This window comes from Fusicatenibacter sp. (assembly GCF_977045365.1).
Window position 1 is genome coordinate 1 of record NZ_CDRRUH010000008.1, and the last position, 23,242, is coordinate 23,242.

Consider the following 23,242-nt stretch of genomic DNA (forward strand, 5'->3'; position numbering starts at 1 on the left):
GATAATAAATTTTCAAATCCTCTACTCTAAGTAATGTATCCGACATCCTAGTCACCTGCCTTCTCTACGTGGTCTGTTTTGAGCTGTCCGCTTTCGCAGAGCCAGCATCTGCTGATATGGCCTTCCCCGATCTGGAAAAATCCCGGTTCTGCCTCGCGGCATTTTTCCGAAGCGTATGGACATCGCGGCGCAAATTTGCAGCCTTTCGGCATATATTTCGGGTTCGGAACGTTTCCCGGAATCGAATTCAGTTCTTTTCCGGCATCTCCCAGTCTCGGAATCGATCCCAGCAGTCCTTTCGTATACGGGTGGGACGGATTGGCGAAAATTGTTTTTACATCTCCCCGCTCTACCACGCGGCCACAGTACATAACGGCAACATCATCGCAGACCTCTGCGACAACGCCAAGATCATGTGTAATAAACAGGATGGATGTACCCGTCTCTTTTTTCAGCTGGTTCATCAGATCCAGAATCTGTGCCTGAATCGTTACATCCAGTGCGGTCGTCGGCTCATCCGCGATCAGGATTTCCGGCTTACATACAAGTGCCATGGCAATCATGACCCTCTGTCTCTGGCCGCCGGAAAGCTGGAACGGATACTCCTTCATCATATGCTCCACACGCGGAACGCCCGTTTTCCGGAGCATATCCTCTGCTTTTTTCAGTGCCTCTTTTTTTGATATTTTTTCATGCTGCAGAACGCATTCTGCCACCTGATCCCCGATCTTCATGACCGGATTCAGGCTGGTCATCGGTTCCTGGAAAATCATGGAAATTTTGCTTCCGCGCAGCTTTCTCTGCTGTTCCTTCGTCAGCTTTACAATATCATCGCCATCCAGCAGGATTTCGCCGTCAGCAATTTTTCCTTTCGTTCCGGCCAGTAATCCCATCACAGAGAGGGATGTCACGCTCTTTCCACTTCCCGACTCGCCTACGATGCCAAGCGTTGCGCCGCGTCGAAGCTCCACATCGACACCGTCTACTGCTTTGATCACACCGCCATCGGTATAGAAATACGTATGTAAATTTTTTATCTCAAGTACGTTATCAGTAGCCACTTCTGCTCCTCCTTATCAATCGGAAAGTTTCGGATCGAGTGCATCGCGAAGTCCGTCGCCTAACAGGTTAAAGCTCAGTACGGTAAGGAAAATCGCAAGACCCGGGAAAATCGTCACATACATTGCGCTCGTCATATAGTTTCTTCCGTTGGAAAGAAGCAGTCCCCATTCCGGTGTCGGCGGCTGTGCTCCCATTCCCAGGAAGGAAAGGCTCGATGCCGTCAGAATGGAAGATCCAAATGACATGGAATACTGTACAATGATGTCCGGAATGGCTCCCGGCAGAATATGGTGAAACAGAATTCTCGCATCGGAAACACCGATGTTCCGTGCCGCCAGGACAAAAACGGAATTTTTCAGGCTCAGCGTTTTGCTTCGGACAAGCCGTGCAAAGGTCGGTGTAGAAAAGACAGCGACCGCAATCACAACGTTTGTCATGCCGCTTCCGAGGATTGCCACGATGGCGATTGCAAGAATCAGTCCCGGAAAAGCGAACAGGACATCGCAGATTCTCATAATAATAGAATCAATCCATCCGCCGTAATATCCGGCCAGAAGTCCGAGAATGGTACCACAGACTGCACCGACCGTAACAGCGCCGAATCCGACTGCAAGTGAAATCCGGGTTCCACAGACGATACGGGAAAACAGATCCCGTCCAAACTCATCCGTTCCAAACAGGTGCTTCATACTTGGTCCCTGCAGAATCGCATTGTAATCATACTCATTGATTCCGTACGGCACAATTTTGCTTCCGAAAAACGCAAGGAAAATGAGAAAAATGATAAAACAAAGCGCAACTACTGCATTTTTCTGTTTTTTAAATTTTCGAACCATCTCAGAAAACGGAGTTTTAATTCTCTCCTGGTTCTCGGTCTGTACTTTTTTCTTTTCTTTCATTCCACTCATCTCCTACTGAAGTTTAATTTCCGGATTCAGAACCGCATAGAGGATATCGACAATCAGGTTGATGACGATAAACTGCAGCGAAAAGATCAGAATCAGGGACTGGATTGCCGGATAATCTCTGTAATTGACCGATTCAATCAGAAGGGAGCCAAGGCCAGGATAGGCAAATACCGTTTCTGTGACAACAGAACCTCCCAGCAGAAAGCCGAACTGCAGACCCACAACCGTCACGACGGAAATCATGGAGTTGCGGAACGCATGCTTCCAGATCACAACCTTTTCTTTGATTCCTTTTGCTCTTGCTGTTCTGACGTAATCTTCTTTTAAAACCTCAATAATGGAGGATCTTGTAAATCGTGCGATCACGGCTGCAATTCCGACGCCGAGCGTGATCGACGGCATAATCAGACTTTTCAGGCTTGTTCCGCTTGTTGTCGGCAGAATTCGCAGTTTTACCGCAAACAGCATAATCAGCAGAAAGCCGATCCAGAACGAGGGGAGCGAAATACCTGAGACCGCAATCGTCATTCCGGTATAATCCTGCCATTTTCCCCGGTGTGTTCCGGACCACACACCAAAAAGCACACCAACAACCGAGCTCCACAGCAATGTGACAAATGCCAGACGAACGGTATTTCCGAATCTTCCCGCAACTTCCTTTGTAACTGGCTGCTTTGTGCGAAGGGATGTTCCGAGATTTCCTTTTAAAAGTCCTGTCACATAGGTAACATACTGTGTCGGAATGGATTTATTGAGGCCAAGCTCTTCTCTTACTGCCTCTACGTCATCCTGTGTTGCCTGCTCTCCTGCAACGAGTCTCGCCGGATCTCCCGGAATCAGGCGGACAAAGAAAAATACAAATGTAACAACAATAATCAGTGTGGGGATCGTACCCACAATACGCTTCAGTATATATTTTGGCATATTGTATCTCCTACTTTCATGCTTATCCTACAGGTACAATCCCACGGATCACTGCCTGCTTTCCTGTTTGTAAGAAACCGGCGCCCTCTTTTGATGGAAGGACGCCGGGTCTTTTCATATCCTTGTTTCAGTCTGCCGTTATTCGGCTGCCATTCTGGCATTTCTCATGCCGATGCTTCCATCACCTAACAGATATACTCCGGTAATGTTGTTGCTGGTTGCCCAGATGTTTTTATCGCTTGCGATGCAGAGCAGCGGGAGATCCTTCCATACGATATCCTGTACTTCTCCATAGATCTCACCACGTTTGTCTTCATCTGCAGTTGCAAGACCGTCTTTGAGAAGCTGATCTACTTTTTCATTCTCATAGTAGCTGATATTGAAGCTCATCGGCGGCTCAGACTCGGTTGCCAGCATCGGGCGAAGTCCCCAGTCAGCATCACCGGTGGAAGTAGACCATCCGCTTATGTAGCAGTCAACCTCGGCATCGGCGCCTGCGCAGTCAGCTCCCTGAACCTTTTCATTCAGAACGGCATTTTCCATTCCGTTCAGTTCCAGATCAATACCAACCTCAGAAAGCTGCTGTTTGTAGAACTCTGCTTTTTTCTGATTTGCTGTCGTGTTGCTGTACATCAGTGTTGTGGTAAATCCATCCGGATATCCTGCTTCCTTTAACAGCTCTTTTGCTTTTTCCGGATCGTAGGAATACGGATCATTTCCTTTGTAGTGCTGTACTTCTTCTCCTACCATAGAAGTTGCCACAGAACCGTAACCGTTCATAACGACCTGGATATATGCCTCTTTGTTGATTGCATAAGCCATTGCCTCACGAACCTTAACATCGTTGAACGGTGCTTTCTGTGTATTCATGAAGAAGTACCATACGGCGATGCTGTCGCCCATTCCAACGGATACGTTGCTGTCACCTTTTAAGGTGTCAACGCTTTCGGTCGGTACAGACCACATAATCTGTGCGTCACCTGCCTGAATTGCAGATACACGGGTAGCACTTTCTGCAACCGGTTTGAATGTGATGCTCTTAAATCCTGCATCTGCATCTGCCAGAGCAGTTCCGCCGCAGACGTCTGCGTCATATCCCCACCAGTCTTTGTTCAGCTCTACCTTCATATGGTCACCGGCAACCCACTCAACAAATTTGTACTGGCCGGTTCCTACCGGTGCCTGTGCACAGGCATCTTCTCCTGCTTCAATCTGTTTCGGGCTCATGATCAGCGTAGCCGGATGTGCCAGGTTGCTGATGAAAGCACCGAATGACTGTGATAAATAAATTGTAACGGTATAGTCATCTACCTTCTCTGCATGATCCAGAACATTGCAGAGGAATGTAGTACGTTTCAGTCCAAGGCTCTTGTCTGCCCATTTGTTTACGTTTGCAATCAGGGCATCTGCATTCCACGGAGTTCCATCGGTAAAGCTTACGCCCTCACGAAGATGAATCGTATACTCGGTTGCTTCATCGTTTGCTTCGTAGCTGGTTGCCAGCATCGGAATGATCTGCATATTCTCATCAAATCCAAACAGACCGTCCATCATCATTCGCTGTACACCACCGGAAAGTGTATCGGAAGTATCCATCGGATCCATGGTGGTAAAATCTACACCTATCATTGCCGTAACATCTGAATCCTGGGATACCGACTCGCCTGCCGGGATCGTGATGGTATTCTCCGTACCTGCTTCTGAACCGGATGAGGTCGATGCAGCAGATGCTGTTGATGTGCTCTTACTTGTGTCAGAAGAACCAGTCGATCCACATGCTGTCAGCGCCAGTGCCGTTGCTGCTGCAACCAGAGCACGCATTACATGTCTTTTTTTCATTGTTGTCTCCTCCTTTTCTGCAAGTGTTGCTGTTTTCTTTGTTCTTTCTTTTCACAGATAACAGAACCATGATATAAAAAAGAGCAAAGATGCCTTACCTTTTTTTTTACAGCCCCTTTGCTTAATCGGTATTATAGATGTAATGCGTCACTATGTCAAAGCATTCTTCCTGTTTTTTTCTTTTCTTTTTTGCATTTTTGCATTTAGGTTGTTTATTTTCGTCAAAAATGGTATAATTATCCTAATTTTTAACCCATTACCACTTTTTAGCAGGAAAAGAGGCCCTTTATGAACAGAACACAAAAGCTTGGCAACGTATTGATCATTTCTTCCCGGAAACGAATGCTTTCCGAATTTCAGTCTTATCTTCACTCCGTGCTCGGTGAATATCTCACCTTCAATACACTTTTAAGAGAACAGGCCACAGACCCCTCTCTCTTCCGGGGATACCAGTGCGTCCTTTTTCCAACCGCCCGCGCCATGGAAACCTTTCCGCTTACCCTTGACTCCTCCATTTTACAGCTCGCCTGCGACCGCGTCTTCAACCATATGTTTCTGGATAAAATCATTCAGATTCCGCCGCACGAACGTGTCTATCTGGTAAACGATGATAAATATTCCACTCTCGCTATCATTTCCCAGCTTGAGGAATGCGGCATCACACAATATGACTTTGTTCCGTTTTATCCCGGATGCAAGGATACCGAGTCTGACATTCAGTTTGCCATTACCGCCGGCGAGCCGCAGCTCGTTCCTTCCCGCATTCCGAATGTGCTGGATATCGGCAACCGTATCATTGATATTTCCACTATTTTACAGCTCTGCGAATATTTCAACATTCCTCTGCAGACCGTAAACCGTGTATCGCGCAATTACGTCAAGCAGATTCTTCACACCGTCAAGACCTCAGAAACCTACTATACCAATTATGTGCAGGCCGAACAGCTCATGCAGGTGATCCTGTTCTCTCTTCCCGTTGGCGTCTGTCTGTTTGGCGCGGATGGCCGCATTCAGTTTATGAACGCTAAATTTGCACATGCCTTCTCTCTTCCCTCCTCCAATTTTGAAGGGCAGCCTTTTTCGGAATGTCTTCCGCCTGCCTACGCAGATACTGCCTTCGACCGCAACGGCGACTGGACCATTCTCCTTTCGGATCAGAAAACACAGATTACGTTAAGCGTTCTTTCTATGGTGTTTCCGGATACAGATCCTGTTTTCCTTGCATTTCTTCCCGGGGGCAGATCCACAGAGGCACCGGCAGCCGAAGAAGAAAAAACGGAAGAAAGCACTTTTTTTGCTTCCTCCCGTACATTTTCTCTTTCCCTTTCCCACGCAGATTCCGTCCAGAATCTGATGACGCAGGCCAGACATCTTGCACTTTTTGATTTTCCGATTCTGATCCAGGGGGAAAGCGGTACACAGCGCCGGACACTCGCACGTGCAATCCACAATTTTTCGCGCCGCCACCATTATCCGTTTTCCGTTCTTCACTCTCCGGGAAATGATCTGACCGAATCCTCCCTGCTCCGGCTTCTTGCCGAAACCAACCATGGCACACTCGTTCTTTCCCAGGTGGACCGTTTCCCGCTTGCCATTCAGGATCTGCTGGTCAATGTTCTTACCAATGTTTATGGAAATTTCTTTTCCGCACCGGAAACACACCGTTTCGATGTGCGGATCATTGCCATTGCAGATGATAACCTTTACAAAAAAGTAGAAAAAGGAACCTTCCTGCGGGAGCTTTTTCATCTTTTAAGTGCTTCGGAGCTTCAGACCGTCCCGATCCGCAGACGCAGGGAGGATATTCCCGATCTTCTCAATTACTTTCTGCTTCAGTTTTTCCACAATTCCGATATGACCTGCGACCGGATCTTTTCGGAAGGGCTTCTGCGCTTTTTGAAGGAGTATGCGTACCCCGGAAATATTCATGAGCTGTACAATCTGTCCTGCAGCCTGTTTACCCGGTACAACAGTCATAAGCTGCAGCTTTCCGACCTGCCGACGTACCTCCGCTCCCGCCAGATGGCTGATGTTTCCCTCACCGATCTTCAATATCAGGTTCTTTCTTTCGTATCGACGCATCCGAAAGCAGGCCGCCTGGCCATCAAAAACGGACTGGCCGACGGAGAAACCTTTGTATCCGAAGCGGCTCTGCGCACCGTGCTAGGAGAGCTTTCTTCCGCCGGTTATCTCATCGTGCACCGCACAAAGGGCGGATGCGAAATCTCTGAGCTGGGGCGTATGGTTCTGGAAAAATGATTTATTTCAGAAATCCCGGTTTTTCCAGAAACTCGGCAAGGCTGCGGTATCTGGCTCCGTCCAGGCCTCTTTTTTCCTTTGCGGTTACCATAGAGTTCAGGATTGCTTCTTCCGCAGCCTCTGCCGCAGCTTCAAATGCCTCGTTGATTTTTTCTTCTTTTATCCGGGCGCACGCTTCCACTTCACATGTACTCTTTGTATCCACGCGGTTTGCCGTTGTAAATCCGATCATGATTTCACCGCTTCCGTGGCCGGTATAGGCTCCCGTTCTGGCGATTCCGACTCCGCAGCGGCGGATGATCCGGTACAGCTGCCGCTCCGATACCGGAAGATCCGTCGCCAGAACCGTCATAATGGATCCCCGGTCTTCGGCGCTGCTTCCGCATTCTTCTTTCCGGATCTGTTCCAGAATTCTCTCCCCTGCCGGTTTTCCACTGATTTTCAAATCTCTGGTTGCCCCGAAATTCGACTGTACCAGTACACCGATGGTATATGTTTTTCCATCAAGTACCAGCGTGCGGGAGGACGATCCGATTCCCCCTTTCAGTCCATAACAGATCGTTCCTGTTCCGGCACCGACAGCTCCTTCCGCAAAGTCTGTATCCGCCTGCTCCAGTGCCTGATACAGCTCTTTTTCCCCCACTGCCCGGTTCCCAATCTCATTGATCCTCGAGTCGTTGCATTCTCCGACAACCGGATTGATGGAGAAAACATCTTCCCCTTCTTTTTTGGTCTGCTGTATCATCCATGAAATCATGGCATCCGCCACTTTTCCGACATTCAGTGTATTGGTCAGGGCAATGGGCGTTTCGAGAGTTCCGAGTTCCTGTATCTGTACAAGACCGCATGTTTTTCCGAAACCGTTATGCACGTAAGCAGACGCCAGGTATTTCTTCAGAAACGGATTCCCCTCTCCCGGTACAATCACCGTCACACCGGTATGCTGATTTCCGTCTTCCACCGTCGCATGGCCTACCCGCACTCCCGGTACATCCGTAATTTTGTTTCGCGGACCGCTTTCACGATGGCCAATCCGATATCCGTAATCGCTGATTCTCTTCTGTCTCATCCTGTTTCCTCCTCTTTTTATGATGTACTCCCGGAATTTTTCAGTTCACACAAAGACAGGCACAAAAAGACTCCGAAGGTACATTTTTCTCTCACTTTACGCTCTCTTCTCTCTTCTGTCCATACCTCTTCCCGCAATTTTTCTTCTTTTCTTTATATTTTTTCCATTTCTTTTAGAATTTGGACACACTTTGCTCACATATTCCTTTTATAATAAATCTCGGATAGTTGATAAACCACTCACTATCTCCCCCCTCATAAAAAGATGGCGATATACTTTTGTATATCGTCATCTTTCTTTTTTGCTGACGTAAAAACGCCCCCGGGCGGAAAACGTAACCACTTCCGTTTTCCGCCCGGGGGCATTTTTTTTACTCAGGCTTCTGCAGCAGCTTCCTCTGCTTCCGCTTCTGCCATCGCCTGTTCGTACTGTTTCAGGATAATAGTCTGAATTTTTTCCCTGGTTCCGGAGTTGATCGGATGTGCGATATCGCGGTACTCCCCGTCCGTAGCCTTGCGGCTCGGCATCGCAATAAACAGTCCTTTCTCTCCTTCGATTACTTTAATATCGTGTACGACAAACTCGTCATCGATTGTGATGGACACAACCGCCTTCATTTTTCCTTCTTTTGTAACCTTGCGTACTCTAACGTCTGTAATGTTCATAAATTTTTATGCCCCTTTCACCTCATAATCAGATGGCGTATCTTTCGTTTTTCTCGACAACAATCTTGATGCCGTCCTCACCACAATGATAGGAGTTTGCACGGATGGTGTCCCTGCTTTCCACAATACAGTTCTCAATGTGAGTGTTGTCTCCAAGATAGACATCGTTTAAGATGATGGAGTTTTTAATCACACAGTTGTTTCCTACATATACTTTCTTGAACAGAACAGAGTTCTCAACCTGTCCGTTGATGATACAGCCGCTGGATACGAGGGAATTTTTCACTACGCAGCCCGGGTTGTATTTTGCCGGCGGAAGGTCGTCAATTTTGGAGTAGATGCCAGGATACTGACCGAAGAAGTAATCTCTTACCTCCGGTTTCAGGAAATCCATGTTGGTTCTGTAATAGGAATCTACGGTAGCAATGTTGCTCCAGTAGGTGTTGATCTTGTAGCCGTAAATCCGTTTCAGATTCTTGTAACGGATTAAGATATCTTTTACAAAGTCGTAGCGGTCTTCCTGTGCACTGCGCTCAATCATTTCGATCAGCTGGCGGCGGCGGATGACATAGATACCGGTAGAAATCACATTGGAGCTGGAAACCATCGGTTTTTCCTCAAACTCCTCGATGCGGCAGTCCTCATTCATCTTCAGGACACCGAACCGGCTGGTATCTGCTTCTCTGGACTCGGTGCATACCACGGTAACGTCGGCACGTTTTGCGATATGGTACTCCAGCACCTTGTTGAAATCAAGTTTGTATACGCCGTCACCGGAAGCGATGACTACGTATGGCTCATGGCTGTTTTTCAGCCATGTCAGGTTCTGGCTGATCGCATCTGCCGTTCCGCGGTACCACCAGCTGTTATCCGATGTAACGGTTGGAGAAAATACAAACAGACCGCCATGTTTTCTTCCGAAATCCCACCATTTCGAAGAGCTTAAATGCTCGTTTAAGGATCTGGCGTTGTACTGTGTCAGGACAGCCACTTTCTGAATATGAGAGTTTGCCATGCTGGACAGAGCGAAGTCGATGCTGCGGAAGCTGCCTGCGACCGGCATAGCTGCAACGGCTCTTTTGTTGGACAGCTCTCTCATTTTGTTGTTGTTACCGCCTGCAAGAATAATTCCCAATGCTCTCATATTACTCACCGTCCTTTTCTACAATTGCTCCGCCGGACGGAAGTGTGCCATCCGGGTAATCCTCGATGGTAGTTTCGCCGGAAATGCAGACATTCTTTCCAATGGTTACGCCATCCGGAATGACTGCTTTTTCTCCAACGGTCACGAGTCCGAATCCGTAAATATTCGGTTTTAATACATTCGGCGCTTCCTCGCCAACGCCCATCACGACGTTTTTGCCGACATGTACGCTTTCTGCAATAATCGCCTTGTTGATCTGGGTTCCTTCATCGATTCTGCTGTGGCGCATAATAATAGAATCTCTTACGACAACGCCCTTTTCAATGCGCACATCCGCGCCGATGACGGAATTATGTACCTCGCCGTAAATCTCAGCACCCTCGCCGATAATACAGCGGTCAATGACAGCATCCTGCGCCACATACTGCGGACGGATGATATCACCTCTGGTATAGATTTTCCAGAATTCTTCATAGAGATTGAACTCCGGAATAATATCGATCAGCTCCATGTTTGCTTCCCAGTAGGAGCCAAGCGTTCCGACATCTTTCCAGTAGCCGTTGAACTCGTACGCAAACAGACGTTTTCCGTTGTCGCGGCAGTACGGCAGAATGTGTTTTCCAAAGTCACAGCTCGGCTGATCCTTCAGGGCAGTCAGAGATTCCTTTAATGCTTTCCAACTGAAAATATAGATACCCATGGAAGCGAGGTTGCTTCTCGGGTGCTCCGGTTTTTCTTCAAATTCGGTAATTCTTCCGTTTCCGTCTGTGATCATGACGCCGAAACGGCTTGCTTCTTCGATCGGGACCGGCATACATGCGATGGTTACGTCCGCGTGGTTTGCTTTGTGGTAATCCAGCATTACTTCGTAATCCATCTTGTAAATGTGGTCGCCGGAAAGAATCAGAACATATTCTGGGTTGTATGTTTCCATATAAGCCATGTTCTGGTAAATTGCATTTGCCGTTCCTGTATACCATTCGCTGTTTGTACTTTTTTCGTATGGCGGCAGAACGGTTACGCCGCCTTCGTTTTTATCGAGATCCCACGGAATACCGATTCCGATATGGGTATTCAGCCGCAGCGGCTGATACTGGGTCAGTACGCCTACCGTATCAATTCCTGAATTGATACAATTACTGAGCGGGAAGTCGATGATTCGATACTTTCCGCCAAATGCTACTGCCGGTTTTGCCACTTTCTCCGTGAGCACACCGAGACGGCTTCCCTGACCGCCTGCCAGCAGCATTGCTATCATCTCTTTCTTAATCATGCAATCACCTCTTGTCGTATCTAAAGATTTGCAGTAACTGTAAGAATGTACGGTATACTTTCTGTCTGCCTTCAGAAATAATCCCTGTCGGTCCTGGCTTTTCATATCCACGCACTTCTTTGATAACTACATTTAAAATTATATCACACTTCTTTCCCATTGTGAACGTTTTTTATAATTTTTCTTTATTTTTTTCTTATATTTTATCACTTTTGACTATTCATTTTTTTTGTGTTAAAAATCAAATCATGATTTTCTACAATTTTCGACATCTCATTCATAAATTTTTACCAGTTTTCGTCACACTCCGCCGGTTTTGATTTGCAATATATTATTTTGCATATAGTTTCGTTTACACTACTTATCTATTATTTTTTATTTCATTTTCGTTTTCCTGTGCTTTTTTTCTTTTACTTTTCCGGCAAATACGTGTATACTATTAGCCAGAACAGTTCCGGCCGGATTCCGGGGAAACGGCTTTGGATTTTACTCTGTTCCTTCCTATGATTAGTTGAGAAAAATTCCCCAATTCAGTGAAAAGACACATTGAAGGAGATACTATGTACGAAGTAGATTTCAGTAAACCAATCCATATACATTTTATCGGCATCGGCGGCATCAGCATGAGCGGCCTTGCTGAGATTCTTTTAAAAGAAAATTTTACGATTTCCGGTTCCGATGCAAAGGAAAGTGACCTGACCCGCCACCTGACTTCTCTTGGCGCACAGGTTTTCTACGGCCAGAAGGCGGAAAATATCATTCCTGGCATCGACCTTGTCGTTTATACTGCAGCGATCCACCCGGACAACCCGGAGTTTGCCGCTGCCAAAGCTGCCGGCATTCCGATGCTGACCCGTGCCGAGCTGCTCGGACAGATCATGCGCAACTACGATACACCGATCGCCGTTTCCGGTACCCACGGAAAGACAACGACAACCTCCATGCTCTCCCACATTCTGATGGCAGCCGACTGTGATCCGACCATTTCTGTCGGCGGTATTCTTCCGTCCATCGGCGGAAATATCCGTGTCGGCCACTCCGAAACTTTCCTGACCGAGGCATGTGAGTACACCAACAGTTTCTTAAGCTTCTTCCCGAAAATCGGCATCATCCTCAACATGGATGCGGACCATCTCGACTTCTTCAAGGATATCGACGACATCCGCCACTCTTTCCGCGAGTTTGCCCGTCTGCTCCCGGCCGACGGCATGCTGATCATCAATGCCGATACACCGAAATACGATTACGTGACTGAAGGTCTTGGCTGTAAGGTTGTCACCTACGCACTGGAAAACCAGGCTGCCGCTGACTATACTGCTGCCAACATTACCTACGATGAGCTGGATCACCCGTCCTTCGACTGCATCTGCCGCGGCGAACTGCGCGGCCACTACACGCTGATGGTTCCGGGACTCCACAATGTTTCCAATGCACTGGCTGCCATCGCACTGGCCGATGAACTGCAGCTGCCGGAAAACGCCATTCACGAAGGCTTTGCCACCTTCCGCGGAACCGACCGCCGCTTCCAGTACAAGGGTACATACCACGGAGCAAAGGTGATCGACGATTATGCGCATCATCCGACGGAAATCCGTGCAACAATGGAAGCTGCCGGAAACTGTGCCCACAAGACACTGTGGTGCGTCTTCCAGCCGCATACCTACACCAGAACGAAAGCGCTGCTCGATGATTTCGCTGCTGCTCTTTCCCTGGCAGACCATGTGGTTCTCGCCGATATTTATGCAGCCCGGGAAACCGATACGCTCGGTATTTCCTCCAAAGATATCCAGGAGCGCATTGTAAAACTCGGCACTGCCTGCGAATATTTCCCATCCTTTGCGGAAATCGAAAACTATCTGAACGAAAATCTTGCCGAAGGCGACATGCTGATCACCATGGGTGCCGGAGACGTTGTAAAAATCGGTGAGGAGCTTCTTGCTTCCGAAAAATAAAAGCATTCTTTCGCTTTACCTGCTCCCTGTGGAAAATGGAGTTTTCCTTTTTCCACAGGGTCTTTTTTTGCTCCGAATCCACACAATCTGTCTTTTCGCCAAATAGTTACGCACAATTTTATTCACAGCTACTTTCCTGTATTTCCGCCTGTTTTCAGAGTTATCCACATTGTCCACAATTTTATACACATTTTTACGATCCACACAATGTGGATTCCCTGTGTATAACTTTGTTTACATAACGATATCAACAGAAATTCCTACACTTCCCTGTTTTCCGCCATTTTTCAACATTTTTGGTAGATGATAATATTTCACAAAACGGATTTCTCCACATTATCCACATTGTCCACAGTCCTTTTTCATCCACCGTGCCTTTTTCCCGGAATGTTTTTTCCGCAAAACACCTATTCACTTGTCGAAAATACTGTGTTATACTTGATTGTGTATGAGAAGGCAAGACGTATAATAAAAAACAGATCGCTAAAAGTAAAAATCTGCCGCACGATAAGAACAGGATGGTGTAATTTTGAGTATGCTGACATTAAACAATGACTGCCTGGCCAGTGTGACTGCTGTGCCGGATCTTTTTCTGGAACAATATATGCCCGCAGCCAACGGAGAATTTGTAAAAGTGTACCTTTATCTGCTGAAGCTGGTCAAAGACCATCAGCAGGATTCCACTCTGTCATCGATGGCAGATTTTTTTTCCTGCACGGAAAACGATATCGTCCGTGCGCTGAAATACTGGGAGAAGCAGGGACTCCTCTCGCTCTCCTACACCGCCGGGGAAAGCGTTCCGACCGGAATCGCCTTTCTGCCGCTTGTCCGGAAGGAAGAAAGCGGAATCCTTCCAACACCGGAATCCTCGATTTCCGGTCCGATTGCGGCTGCACCGGCTGTTTCTGCTGTATCCGTTGAAATCCCGCAGACGGAACAAAACCCGGCTCCATCACCACAGCCGGCCGTTTCTGCCCCATCTGTCTCTTCTCCGGCAGATGATCTTTCCAGCTCCGGCGGTTCCGGACAGTCAGCAGAAAAAAAACACGCTCCCGGCAGCCGCGAAGAACTGCAGCACGTTCTTTACGTTGCGCAGACGTATTTCGGTCATCTTCTGTCGCCGACGGAAATCGAATGCATCATGTTTTTCTATGATGATCTCCATTTTTCCGCGGATCTTCTGGAATACCTGGTGGAATACTGTGTTTCGAAGGGAAGCACCAGCATCCACTACCTGAAAAAGGTAGGACTCGCCTGGCAGGAAAGCGGAATCCGCGATGTTGCCTCTGCCAAACAGGAGACCACGACATTCAACAAACATTACTACACAATTTTGAAAGCATTCGGCATCCGCAGCCGCGCACCGGTGGAAAAAGAAGCCGAGATGATGGACCGCTGGCTGAATACCTACGGTTTTACGATTGATCTTATCACCGAAGCCTGTCAGCGCACCGTTTCCAAGATCGGCCAGCCGAGTTTCCAGTACGCGGAAGGCATTCTCTCCAAATGGAAGGAACAGGGCGTCCGCTCCATGGCAGACGTCGAGCAGCGCGATGCGGAGCACCAGAAAAGGAAAAAAACCGCATCGGATCAGAATGCGGCACGAAAAACCGCTCCTGCTGCTTCGAATAACCGCTTCAACAATTTCCATCAGAGAGAATACGACTACCAGAAGTTAGAAGAACAGCTTCTGAAATAACGCCCGGAGGACGAAACAACTATGGCACTGACAAACCCGCAATACGATGCGATTATGCGCATGTACAACGAACGGCAGCTCCGCCACCAGAGAGAACAGCAGGAGCACATCCGCATTGCTTATGAAAAGATTCCGCGCCTTGCGGAAATCGACGCCGAGATTGCATCCCTCTCGGTCCGGAAAGCAAAAGCGATGCTGAACGGAGACGCTTCCATGGATCTCGACCTGAATGCTGCCATCCGTGACCGTTCCCAGGAACGCGCGGCGCTTCTTTCCATGCACGGCTACCCGGCAGACTATCTCGAGCTGACGTATGACTGCCCGCTCTGCCGCGACACCGGCTACATCAACGGCACGCAGAAATGCGCCTGCTTCAAAAAAGCTGCCGTCGATCTTCTGTACCGGCAGTCCAATGTGGAGGAGCTTCTGAAAGCTGAAAATTTCAGCCAGTTCTCCCTGGATTACTACTCGGACAGCCTGACCAGTACCGGAACACCGCTCACTTCCCGCGAGGCCGCTGCTGCCGCGCTCGAAAAAAGTCAGGCGTTCGTCCGCAATTTCGGTTCGTCGTTTGAAAATCTCTTCTTTTACGGCGACACTGGTGTCGGAAAAACGTTTCTTTCGCACTGTATTGCCCGCGAGCTGATCGAGCAGTCGTTCTGTGTGATTTATTTTACTGCATTTGATCTGTTTGACCTGTTTGCACGCTACACCTTTTCCAGTTCAGAAGAAGCAAAAGACGCTCACGCCAATATCTTTGACTGCGATCTTCTGATCATCGATGATTTAGGTACGGAACTGACCAACAGCTTCGTCTCTTCCCAGCTCTTTCTCTGCATCAACGAACGCATCCTGCGGAAGAAATCGACGATCATCTCCACGAACCTGCCCCTTGACCGCTTCATGGAGACGTACTCAGAACGTACCTTTTCACGAATTTCAAGTAACTACACCATCATTAAACTTTTTGGAAACGATATTCGGATCCAGAAAAAACTTTTGGGAGGAACCAAAGCATGAGTAAGGGAACTGAAGGACATTTTGACACACTGCCAATCGGAAGACTGGGACTGATCCCGCTGAACAGCAGCGCCGCACTTGGAAAAAAGGTCGACGATTATCTGGTCAGCTGGAGAAAAGGACGCGGCAATGAATTTGCGGAAAAATATGTCGCTGCCTATGAAGGATATGAGCGTGACAGCTACATTATCCAGTCTCAGGTTCCGCGTTTCGGTTCAGGCGAGGCAAAGGGTATCATCAACGAATCTGTCCGCGGTGACGATATCTACATTCTGCTCGATGTCTGCAACTACAGCCTGACCTATTCTCTGTGCGGCTACACCAACCACATGTCTCCGGACGACCACTTCCAGGATCTGAAGCGTGTCATCGCAGCCATCGGTGGAAAAGCCCGCAGAATCAATGTCATTATGCCATTCCTGTATGAGAGCCGCCAGCACAAGAGATCCGGAAGAGAGTCTCTCGACTGCGCACTCGGTCTGCAGGAGCTGACCGCTATGGGCGTGGAAAACATCATCACCTTCGACGCTCACGACCCGCGTGTCCAGAACGCGATTCCGCTGCATGGATTTGAAACCATCCAGCCGGCTTACCAGTTCATCAAAAACATCCTGCGCAATGCACCGGATATGAAGCTCGACAAGGATCATCTGATGGTCATCAGCCCGGATGAGGGCGGTATGGGCCGTGCCATCTATATGGCAAACAACCTTGGCGTTGACATGGGTATGTTCTATAAACGCCGCGACTACTCCACCATCATCGACGGACGCAACCCGATCGTTGCCCATGAGTTCCTCGGTGCCGATGTCAAAGGAAAAGATATGATCATCATCGACGATATGATCTCCTCCGGCGAGAGTATGCTGGAAGTTGCCAAACTCTTAAAGGATCGTGAGGCTCGCAACATCTACATGTGCTCGACCTTCGGACTGTTCACCAGCGGACTGGAGAAATTCGACAAGGCTTATGAGGAAGGACTCTTCACAAAGGTTCTGACCACCAACGTCGTATACCAGACACCGGAGCTTCTCTCCCGCGAGTATTACATCAGCTGCGACCTGAGCAAATATATCGCTCTCATCATCGACAAGCTGAATCACGACGCCTCCATCAGCGGACTGCTGGATCCGGCGGATCGGATTCAGAAAGTTATTAAGAAATTTAAGAATCACGAGAAGATCTGATATTCCAGGGTTCCAAGCTCGAACGCTGTTCGTGCTTGCACGATAAAGCGTTCGAATTTGGAACCCGCCAAACATGAGGAAGTAGCGCCAGCGGATTCCGAATGTTTGCAGAATTGCGGAGCAATTCGTGAATATCCACAAACGCCGAAACTGTCACAAAAACGGTTTCGGCGTTTTTTTATATTTTTAGCAAATTCTTGCTAGTTTTTTCTTTTTTCGGCGGTATAATGAAATTACATTGTACGACGAAGGAGGTATCACACATGCAATTTGGACATTTTGATGATGCGAAAAAAGAGTATGTCATCACAAGCCCGAAGACTCCGCTTCCGTGGATCAACTATCTTGGATCTGAGAACTTCTTTTCTCTGATTTCCAACACCTGCGGCGGATACAGCTTCTACAAGGACGCAAAACTTCTGCGTCTGACCCGTTACCGTTATAACGATACGCCGCTCGATCAGAACGGACGCTACTACTACATTAAGGACGGCGATACCGTCTGGAACCCGGGCTGGCAGCCGACCCAGACTCCTCTCGATTCCTACGAGTGCCATCATGGCCTTGGCTACAGCCGCTTTGTTTCTTCCAAAAACGGAGTTGCCGCTGAACTGACCGCTTTTGTTCCGCTGGCAGATTCCTGCGAAGTAAACCGTCTCGTGCTGACCAACAACGGCACCGAAGAAAAAACACTGGCTCTGACTTCTTTTGTAGAGTTCTGCTTCTGGAACGCTGTGGATGATATGACCAACTTCCAGAGAAACTTCAGCATCGGCGAAGTTGAGATCCAGGGTTCTGAGATCTATCACAAAACCGAGTACCGCGAGCGCCGCAGACATTACGCTGTTTATGCAGTCAACTGCCCGATCGACGGATACGATACCGACCGCGACGCTTTCCTTGGCGCTTACCGTGGAAATGACCGCCCGGAGACCGTTCTGCGCGGCACTGCAGGCAATACCGTTGCCAGCGGATGGGGTGTCATCGGTTCCCACCACATCGACGTTACCTTAAAACCGGGCGAATCCCGCTCCTTTATCTTCGTTCTCGGCTACTGCGAGAATGCAGCCGATGACAAATGGGAAGCTCCTGGCGTGATCAATAAAAAACCGGCAAAAGAGATGCTCTCCCACTATCAGACCGACGAGCAGGTTGACGCAGCACTTGCAGCGCTTGCTTCCTACTGGGATGGCCTGCTGGCAAAATATGCGCTCTCCTGTGCAGATGAAAAACTGGGACGCATGGTCAACATCTGGAACCAGTATCAGTGTATGGTTACCTTCAACATGTCCCGTTCGGCTTCCTACTTCGAGTCCGGCACCGGCCGTGGTATGGGATTCCGTGATTCCTGCCAGGATCTGCTCGGCTTCGTTCATCTGATTCCGGACCGCGCAAGAGAGCGTCTGCTCGATATCGCCGCTACCCAGTTTGAAGACGGAAGCGCGTACCATCAGTATCAGCCACTGACGAAAAAAGGAAACATGGATATCGGAAGCGGCTTCAACGATGACCCGCTCTGGCTGATCGCCGGATGTGCCGCCTACCTCAAAGAGACCGGAGATTTCTCTATTCTCGATGAGCAGGTTGATTTCGACAACGATTCCACCAAGGCACAGCCTCTGATGGAGCATCTGAAACGTTCCTTCGACTTTACCGTAACCCATCTCGGCCCGCACAAGCTGCCGCTGATCGGCCGTGCTGACTGGAATGACTGTCTGAACCTGAACTGCTTCTCTGCAGAGCCGGGCGAACCGTTCCAGACAACTGGACCGTCTGAGGGACCGGTTGCCGAGTCTGTTTTCATCGCCGCTATGTTTGTCAAATACGGAAAAGAATACGCAGCAATCTGCCGCCGCAGAGGCAATGAAGCGGAGGCTGTTTACGCAGAGGAAGAGGTTGCAAAGGTTTACCAGGCCGTGCTCGATGCCGGCTGGGACGGCGAATGGTTCCTGCGTGCGTATGACGCTGCCGGCGAAAAAGTCGGATCAAACGAGTGTGAGGAAGGCAAGATTTTCATTGAGCCACAGGGCTTCTGCGTTCTTGCCGAAATCGGCGTGAAAGAGGGTCTGGCCGAAAAGGCTCTGACTTCCGTAAAAAATATCCTGGAAACCAAGTACGGTGTCGTTCTTCTGCAGCCGGCTTACACCAAATATTACCTGAATCTTGGTGAGGTTTCCTCCTATCCGCCGGGATACAAAGAAAATGCCGGTATCTTCTGTCACAACAACCCATGGATTTCCATCGCCGAAACGGTGGTAGGTCACGGCAACCGCGCCTTTGACCTGTACCGTAAGATCTGCCCGGCTTACATCGAGGATATCAGTGAAATCCATCGCACGGAACCATATGTCTATTCCCAGATGATTGCCGGAAAAGATGCCGCTCACTTCGGTGAGGCAAAGAACTCCTGGCTGACCGGTACGGCCGCATGGACCTTTGTCAATGTTTCCCAGTACATCCTCGGTATCCAGCCGGATTACGACGGACTGACCTTAAATCCGTGTATTCCGTCCGATATGGAAGAGTTCAAGATCCGCAGATACTTCCGCGGTGCATGGTATAACATCACCTTCAAGAACCCGGATCACAAGGAGAAGGGCGTTTCTTCCATGACTGTAAACGGAACCGCAGTAGAAGGAAATCTGATTCCAATGACCGAAGGCTGCACCGAGTATGATGTTGTTGCTGTGATGTAAGTTTTATTTTACAAATCTCCATAAAAGAATATGAAGCGAGCCCCGGAAAGCATTTCTGTTTTCCGGGGCTCGTCTTATTCTCTTCTTCTCTTACTGTAACTGTCTTCTCTCTCTGACACCGGAAAGATCCTTGATGACCTCTCCCGCCAGAATCAGTCCTGCTACAGACGGCACAAAGGCTACGCTGCCCGGGATGTCCCGCCGCTCCGTACACTTTCTTGCAGCTCCCGGAGGACAGATACAGTTTGTCCGGCAGCTGATACTCATATCCTCGAGCGGGCGGAGCGCTTTTTCCTCCGAATAGACAACTTTCAGTTTTTTTACCCCGCGCTTTTTCATCTCGCGCCGCATGACCTTGGCCAGCGGGCACATATTGGTTTTATAGATATCCGCCACACGGAACCTGGTCGGATCCAGCTTGTTTCCGGCCCCCATGCAGCTGATAACCGGCACATTGCATGCCTTGGCACGCATAATAATCTCAATCTTTGCTGTTACCGTATCAACCGCGTCTACAACGTACGAATACTTTGAAAAATCGAAATCATCCGCATTTTCCGGCAGATAGAAGCATTTATATACCTCCACCTCCGCTTTCGGATTGATGTCGAGAATCCGTTCTTTCATTACATCTACTTTATATTTTCCAACGCTGCTTCTTGTTGCAATAATCTGACGGTTGATATTGGTCAGGCAGACCTTGTCATCGTCCACCAGCACAAAATGACCGACACCACTCCTTGCCAGCGCCTCCACGGTATAGCCTCCTACACCGCCGATCCCGAATACGGCAACGGTTGCATCCGCCAGAAGATCCATGCTCTCGCTTCCAAGCAAAAGCTGTGTTCTGGAAAACTGATTCAATGCCATTTGTTTTCCTTCCTCCTTGTTTATAAACTCTATCACAATAATAGGTTATTTGCTTTTGTCTGTCAACACCCTACGGAACCAGCTCTGCGGAAATTCAAAGACGAAGAGAATCCCAAGTACAATCGCAACCGCATCCTTCAGCGTCAGAAAGCCTCTTGCACCGGCCCGTTCCAGATCATTTGTTACCACATAAAAAGCCGTCCAGTAAATTCCGCCTCCCGGCACCAACGGAAAAATCCCGGCAATAAGAAATACCGTTACCGGGCAGCGCTTGTATACCGCGAAGCTGCGCGACAGAATGATAACAAGCACCGTTGCAAAAAAGATCGATACCGGCTCTGTCGTATACGGAAGGATCAGCTTGTAGCAGATCCAGCCGCACGCCCCGGCCAGTCCGCAGTACAGATAATATTTCCGCGGAACCTGGAACAGAAGTGCAAATGCAATCGTTCCGACACAGGCCGCGAAAAATTCCGCAATCAAACGAATCGTCTCACTCATAGCTGCAGTCCTCCTGCCAGTTGATGGTACCCTGTGATCACAAGCCCGACGCCAAGTGCGATGCAGAAGGTTACAAGCAGAGCGTCAAGCATCCGTACCGAACCCGCGATGTAATCCTGGTCCGCAACATCGCGGATGGCATTTGTGAAGTTCACACCCGGCACCAGCGGAATAATCGAACCGATGATAACCTTGTCCAGATGGTGACCGATTCCCGATTGATACAGGAACACCGCAATCAGTGTGACGAGTGCACCACCGGAAATATTTGTCGCAATCTTTGACATTCTGCCGCGCAGCAGATACAAAAGATAGAAATACAGAACAAAGCCGGACAGAAACGCTACCATACTGTCGACCACATCACCGCCGAACAGAAAGCAGAAGCAGGCACTTCCGATGCCGGACGCAAGAACCTGATGCCATCTCGCTTTTTCCGGCATCCTCTGGATATCGAGCAGCCATGCTTTCGCTTCTTTTGGTGTGTGCAGGCCCTCCTCAATCTCACGGGAGAGCTGATTAACCGCCGTTACCTTGTCGAGCCGCGCGGCAGACAGCGGAATGTGACGCACACGGGCAAATTCCTGTTTTTTTCCGCTTTCTGCCGTCAGAAAAATGCCGCTGCTCAGAACAAACGCGTCGCTGGAGCTGACGCCGTACGCCCGCGCGATGCGCTCAATCGTCTCCTCCACACGAAAAATTTCCGCTCCGCTCGCCAGCAGAATATCCCCTGCCAGCGATGCCACATCGAGCGCTTCTCTTGTCGATTCTGCGTTCATCTCTGCCTTCCTCCTTTTTCAAAGCCATACACCCATTTTCCTTTCAGGAACAGATACAGGAAAATGACAGAACTGATGCTCCAGGTCAGCGGATATGCCCAGAAGATCACGCGGATATCCGGGATCAGACGGACCGTCACCGTGATGTAGCTGACACGGAACAGACACCAGACGCAGAGCATGACAACCATCGGAATCGAGGCGTGTCCGGAACCGCGGAGCACGGCCGCGATGCAGTGGGAAAATGCCAGCAGGAAGTAGAACAGCGCAATCGTTCTCGCCTGCATAACACCATAGTGAACGACAGATGGATCACTGTTGAATGCCGCAATCAGGGTCGGTGCAGCAGCGTAGATGACAAATCCGATCAGTTCGGCAATAATGACCGAGCAGAGAATGCCGAACCGTGCTCCCTTTTTCGCACGGTCATACTGTTTTGCGCCGAGGTTCTGGCTGACGAATGTGGTCAGCGCCATCGTAAAGCAGGTGACCGGCAGGAAGGCAAAGCCCTCAATTTTCGCATACGAACCGCAGCCTGCCATCGCCATTTTTCCGAATGCATTGATGTTTGTCTGCACGAAAACGTTTGCAATCGAGATAACTGAGTTCTGGAAGCCGGACGGCACACCGTTGCGGATAATTTCGCCGAGCACGCGGCCGTCGAAACGGATTTTGCTGATATGAAGCCGGTACTCTTCTTTCGTCCGCAGCAGATGGATCATACAGAGAATCGCACTTGTGAACTGGGAAATGACCGTTGCAAGCGCCGCCGCACCGACGCCCATACCGAGGCCACCGATGAAAAGCAGGTCGAGCACAACGTTGATGCACGACGACACGATCAGATAGATCAGCGGGTGGCGGCTGTCGCCGACGGACTGCAGGATGCCGACGAAAATGTTATACATGACAAATCCGAGGGAACCCGCAAAATACGTGCGGAAATACTCAACCGACTGCGGAAGCACATCGGACGGCGTTCCCATCAGCACCAGGATCTTCGGTGCCAGATACATGCCGATCACAGTCAATGCAAGACCGGCCGCGATTCCGAAGGCCACGGTCGTGTGAATTGCCTTCTGCAGATTGTCTCTGTTTTTCGCTCCATAGTACCTCGCGATGACAACACCGGCACCCATCGCGATACCGTTGATGAAACCGACCATCAAAAAGATCAGATTTCCCGATGAGCTGACGGCTGCCAGCGCGTTGCTTCCCAGAAAGTTTCCTACGATCAGCGAGTCGGCTGTGTTGTAGAGCTGCTGAAACAGATTTCCGAGAAACAGCGGGATGGCAAACAGGATGATCTTCCGGGAGATACTGCCCTCTGTCATTCTTGTTTTGCTCTCTGCGCTCATGATACAAAACCCCCATTTGTAAAATTTGATTTTCCCG

Annotated in this window: 18 protein-coding genes; 6 read left to right on the plus strand and 12 right to left on the minus strand. The window is 49.1% G+C overall.

Going from position 1 to position 23,242, the window contains the following annotated elements; translation table 11 throughout:
• Nucleotides 1-47: 47 nt before the first annotated feature.
• The 4 genes from ACY2VW_RS03205 to ACY2VW_RS03220 form a co-directional block, all read right to left on the minus strand.
• Nucleotides 48-1,061, minus strand: a complete 1,014-nt coding sequence (locus tag ACY2VW_RS03205) for an ABC transporter ATP-binding protein (protein ID WP_461874837.1) — start codon at nt 1,059-1,061, stop codon at nt 48-50.
• Nucleotides 1,062-1,076: 15 nt separating this feature from the next.
• Nucleotides 1,077-1,961, minus strand: coding sequence for an ABC transporter permease subunit (locus tag ACY2VW_RS03210; RefSeq protein ID WP_117509918.1), 885 nt, complete (start codon nt 1,959-1,961; stop codon nt 1,077-1,079).
• Nucleotides 1,962-1,973: 12 nt separating this feature from the next.
• Nucleotides 1,974-2,894 (minus strand): ABC transporter permease, encoded by a 921-nt coding sequence (locus tag ACY2VW_RS03215; protein ID WP_461876983.1) that lies wholly within the window; start codon nt 2,892-2,894, stop codon nt 1,974-1,976.
• A 138-nt stretch (nt 2,895-3,032) separates the two neighbouring features.
• Entirely contained in the window at nt 3,033-4,733 is a 1,701-nt protein-coding gene (locus ACY2VW_RS03220) for a glutathione ABC transporter substrate-binding protein (protein ID WP_461876984.1), read from the minus strand.
• A gap of 288 nt (nt 4,734-5,021) precedes the next feature.
• On the opposite strand from ACY2VW_RS03220, the gene ACY2VW_RS03225 reads away from it, so the two are divergent.
• The gene (locus ACY2VW_RS03225; RefSeq protein ID WP_461876985.1) at nt 5,022-6,992 is read left to right on the plus strand and encodes a sigma 54-interacting transcriptional regulator; all 1,971 of its coding nucleotides are present in this window, start codon (nt 5,022-5,024) and stop codon (nt 6,990-6,992) included.
• A gap of 1 nt (nt 6,993) precedes the next feature.
• On the opposite strand, the gene ACY2VW_RS03230 is transcribed toward ACY2VW_RS03225, so the two are convergent.
• From ACY2VW_RS03230 to ACY2VW_RS03245, 4 genes are all read right to left on the minus strand, one after another.
• Complete coding sequence (locus ACY2VW_RS03230; protein ID WP_461876987.1) at nt 6,994-8,061, minus strand: P1 family peptidase; 1,068 nt, start codon at nt 8,059-8,061, stop codon at nt 6,994-6,996.
• A 374-nt stretch (nt 8,062-8,435) separates the two neighbouring features.
• On the minus strand, nt 8,436-8,726 hold the full coding sequence (gene spoVG / locus ACY2VW_RS03235) for a septation regulator SpoVG (RefSeq protein ID WP_022463229.1): 291 nt from the start codon (nt 8,724-8,726) through the stop codon (nt 8,436-8,438).
• 28 nt (nt 8,727-8,754) lie between these two features.
• Nucleotides 8,755-9,870 (minus strand): glucose-1-phosphate adenylyltransferase subunit GlgD, encoded by a 1,116-nt coding sequence (gene glgD / locus ACY2VW_RS03240; RefSeq protein WP_461876988.1) that lies wholly within the window; start codon nt 9,868-9,870, stop codon nt 8,755-8,757.
• Nucleotide 9,871: 1 nt separating this feature from the next.
• A complete protein-coding gene (locus ACY2VW_RS03245) occupies nt 9,872-11,143 on the minus strand; it encodes a glucose-1-phosphate adenylyltransferase (protein ID WP_177268041.1) in 1,272 nt (423 codons plus the stop codon).
• A gap of 560 nt (nt 11,144-11,703) precedes the next feature.
• On the opposite strand from ACY2VW_RS03245, the gene murC reads away from it, so the two are divergent.
• The 5 genes from murC to ACY2VW_RS03270 all read left to right on the plus strand — a co-directional run bounded on the left by murC (nt 11,704) and on the right by ACY2VW_RS03270 (nt 19,697).
• Nucleotides 11,704-13,095, plus strand: a complete 1,392-nt coding sequence (gene murC / locus ACY2VW_RS03250; protein ID WP_461876989.1) for a UDP-N-acetylmuramate--L-alanine ligase — start codon at nt 11,704-11,706, stop codon at nt 13,093-13,095.
• Between the two features lie 535 nt (nt 13,096-13,630).
• Nucleotides 13,631-14,794 (plus strand): DnaD domain protein, encoded by a 1,164-nt coding sequence (locus ACY2VW_RS03255; protein ID WP_461877042.1) that lies wholly within the window; start codon nt 13,631-13,633, stop codon nt 14,792-14,794.
• A 21-nt stretch (nt 14,795-14,815) separates the two neighbouring features.
• Nucleotides 14,816-15,814, plus strand: coding sequence for an ATP-binding protein (locus tag ACY2VW_RS03260; RefSeq protein ID WP_055219220.1), 999 nt, complete (start codon nt 14,816-14,818; stop codon nt 15,812-15,814).
• Nucleotides 15,811-17,001, plus strand: coding sequence for a ribose-phosphate pyrophosphokinase (locus ACY2VW_RS03265; RefSeq protein WP_022463223.1), 1,191 nt, complete (start codon nt 15,811-15,813; stop codon nt 16,999-17,001). The genes ACY2VW_RS03260 and ACY2VW_RS03265 overlap by 4 nt, the downstream gene beginning before the upstream one ends.
• Nucleotides 17,002-17,264: 263 nt before the next feature.
• Nucleotides 17,265-19,697, plus strand: coding sequence for a GH36-type glycosyl hydrolase domain-containing protein (locus ACY2VW_RS03270; RefSeq protein ID WP_461876991.1), 2,433 nt, complete (start codon nt 17,265-17,267; stop codon nt 19,695-19,697).
• Nucleotides 19,698-19,787: 90 nt separating this feature from the next.
• Here the strand turns inward: ACY2VW_RS03270 and ACY2VW_RS03275 are convergent, their stop codons facing one another.
• The 4 genes from ACY2VW_RS03275 to ACY2VW_RS03290 are packed head-to-tail and all read right to left on the minus strand — an operon-like array spanning nt 19,788 to nt 23,235.
• On the minus strand, nt 19,788-20,567 hold the full coding sequence (locus ACY2VW_RS03275) for a tRNA threonylcarbamoyladenosine dehydratase (RefSeq protein WP_461876992.1): 780 nt from the start codon (nt 20,565-20,567) through the stop codon (nt 19,788-19,790).
• A gap of 45 nt (nt 20,568-20,612) precedes the next feature.
• Nucleotides 20,613-21,068, minus strand: a complete 456-nt coding sequence (locus ACY2VW_RS03280; RefSeq protein WP_461876993.1) for a threonine/serine exporter family protein — start codon at nt 21,066-21,068, stop codon at nt 20,613-20,615.
• Nucleotides 21,065-21,847, minus strand: coding sequence for a threonine/serine exporter family protein (locus ACY2VW_RS03285; protein WP_177268056.1), 783 nt, complete (start codon nt 21,845-21,847; stop codon nt 21,065-21,067). Before ACY2VW_RS03285 ends, ACY2VW_RS03280 begins: the two co-directional genes overlap by 4 nt.
• A complete protein-coding gene (locus ACY2VW_RS03290) occupies nt 21,844-23,235 on the minus strand; it encodes an MATE family efflux transporter (RefSeq protein WP_461877043.1) in 1,392 nt (463 codons plus the stop codon). The genes ACY2VW_RS03285 and ACY2VW_RS03290 overlap by 4 nt, the downstream gene beginning before the upstream one ends.
• Nucleotides 23,236-23,242 lie beyond the last annotated feature (7 nt).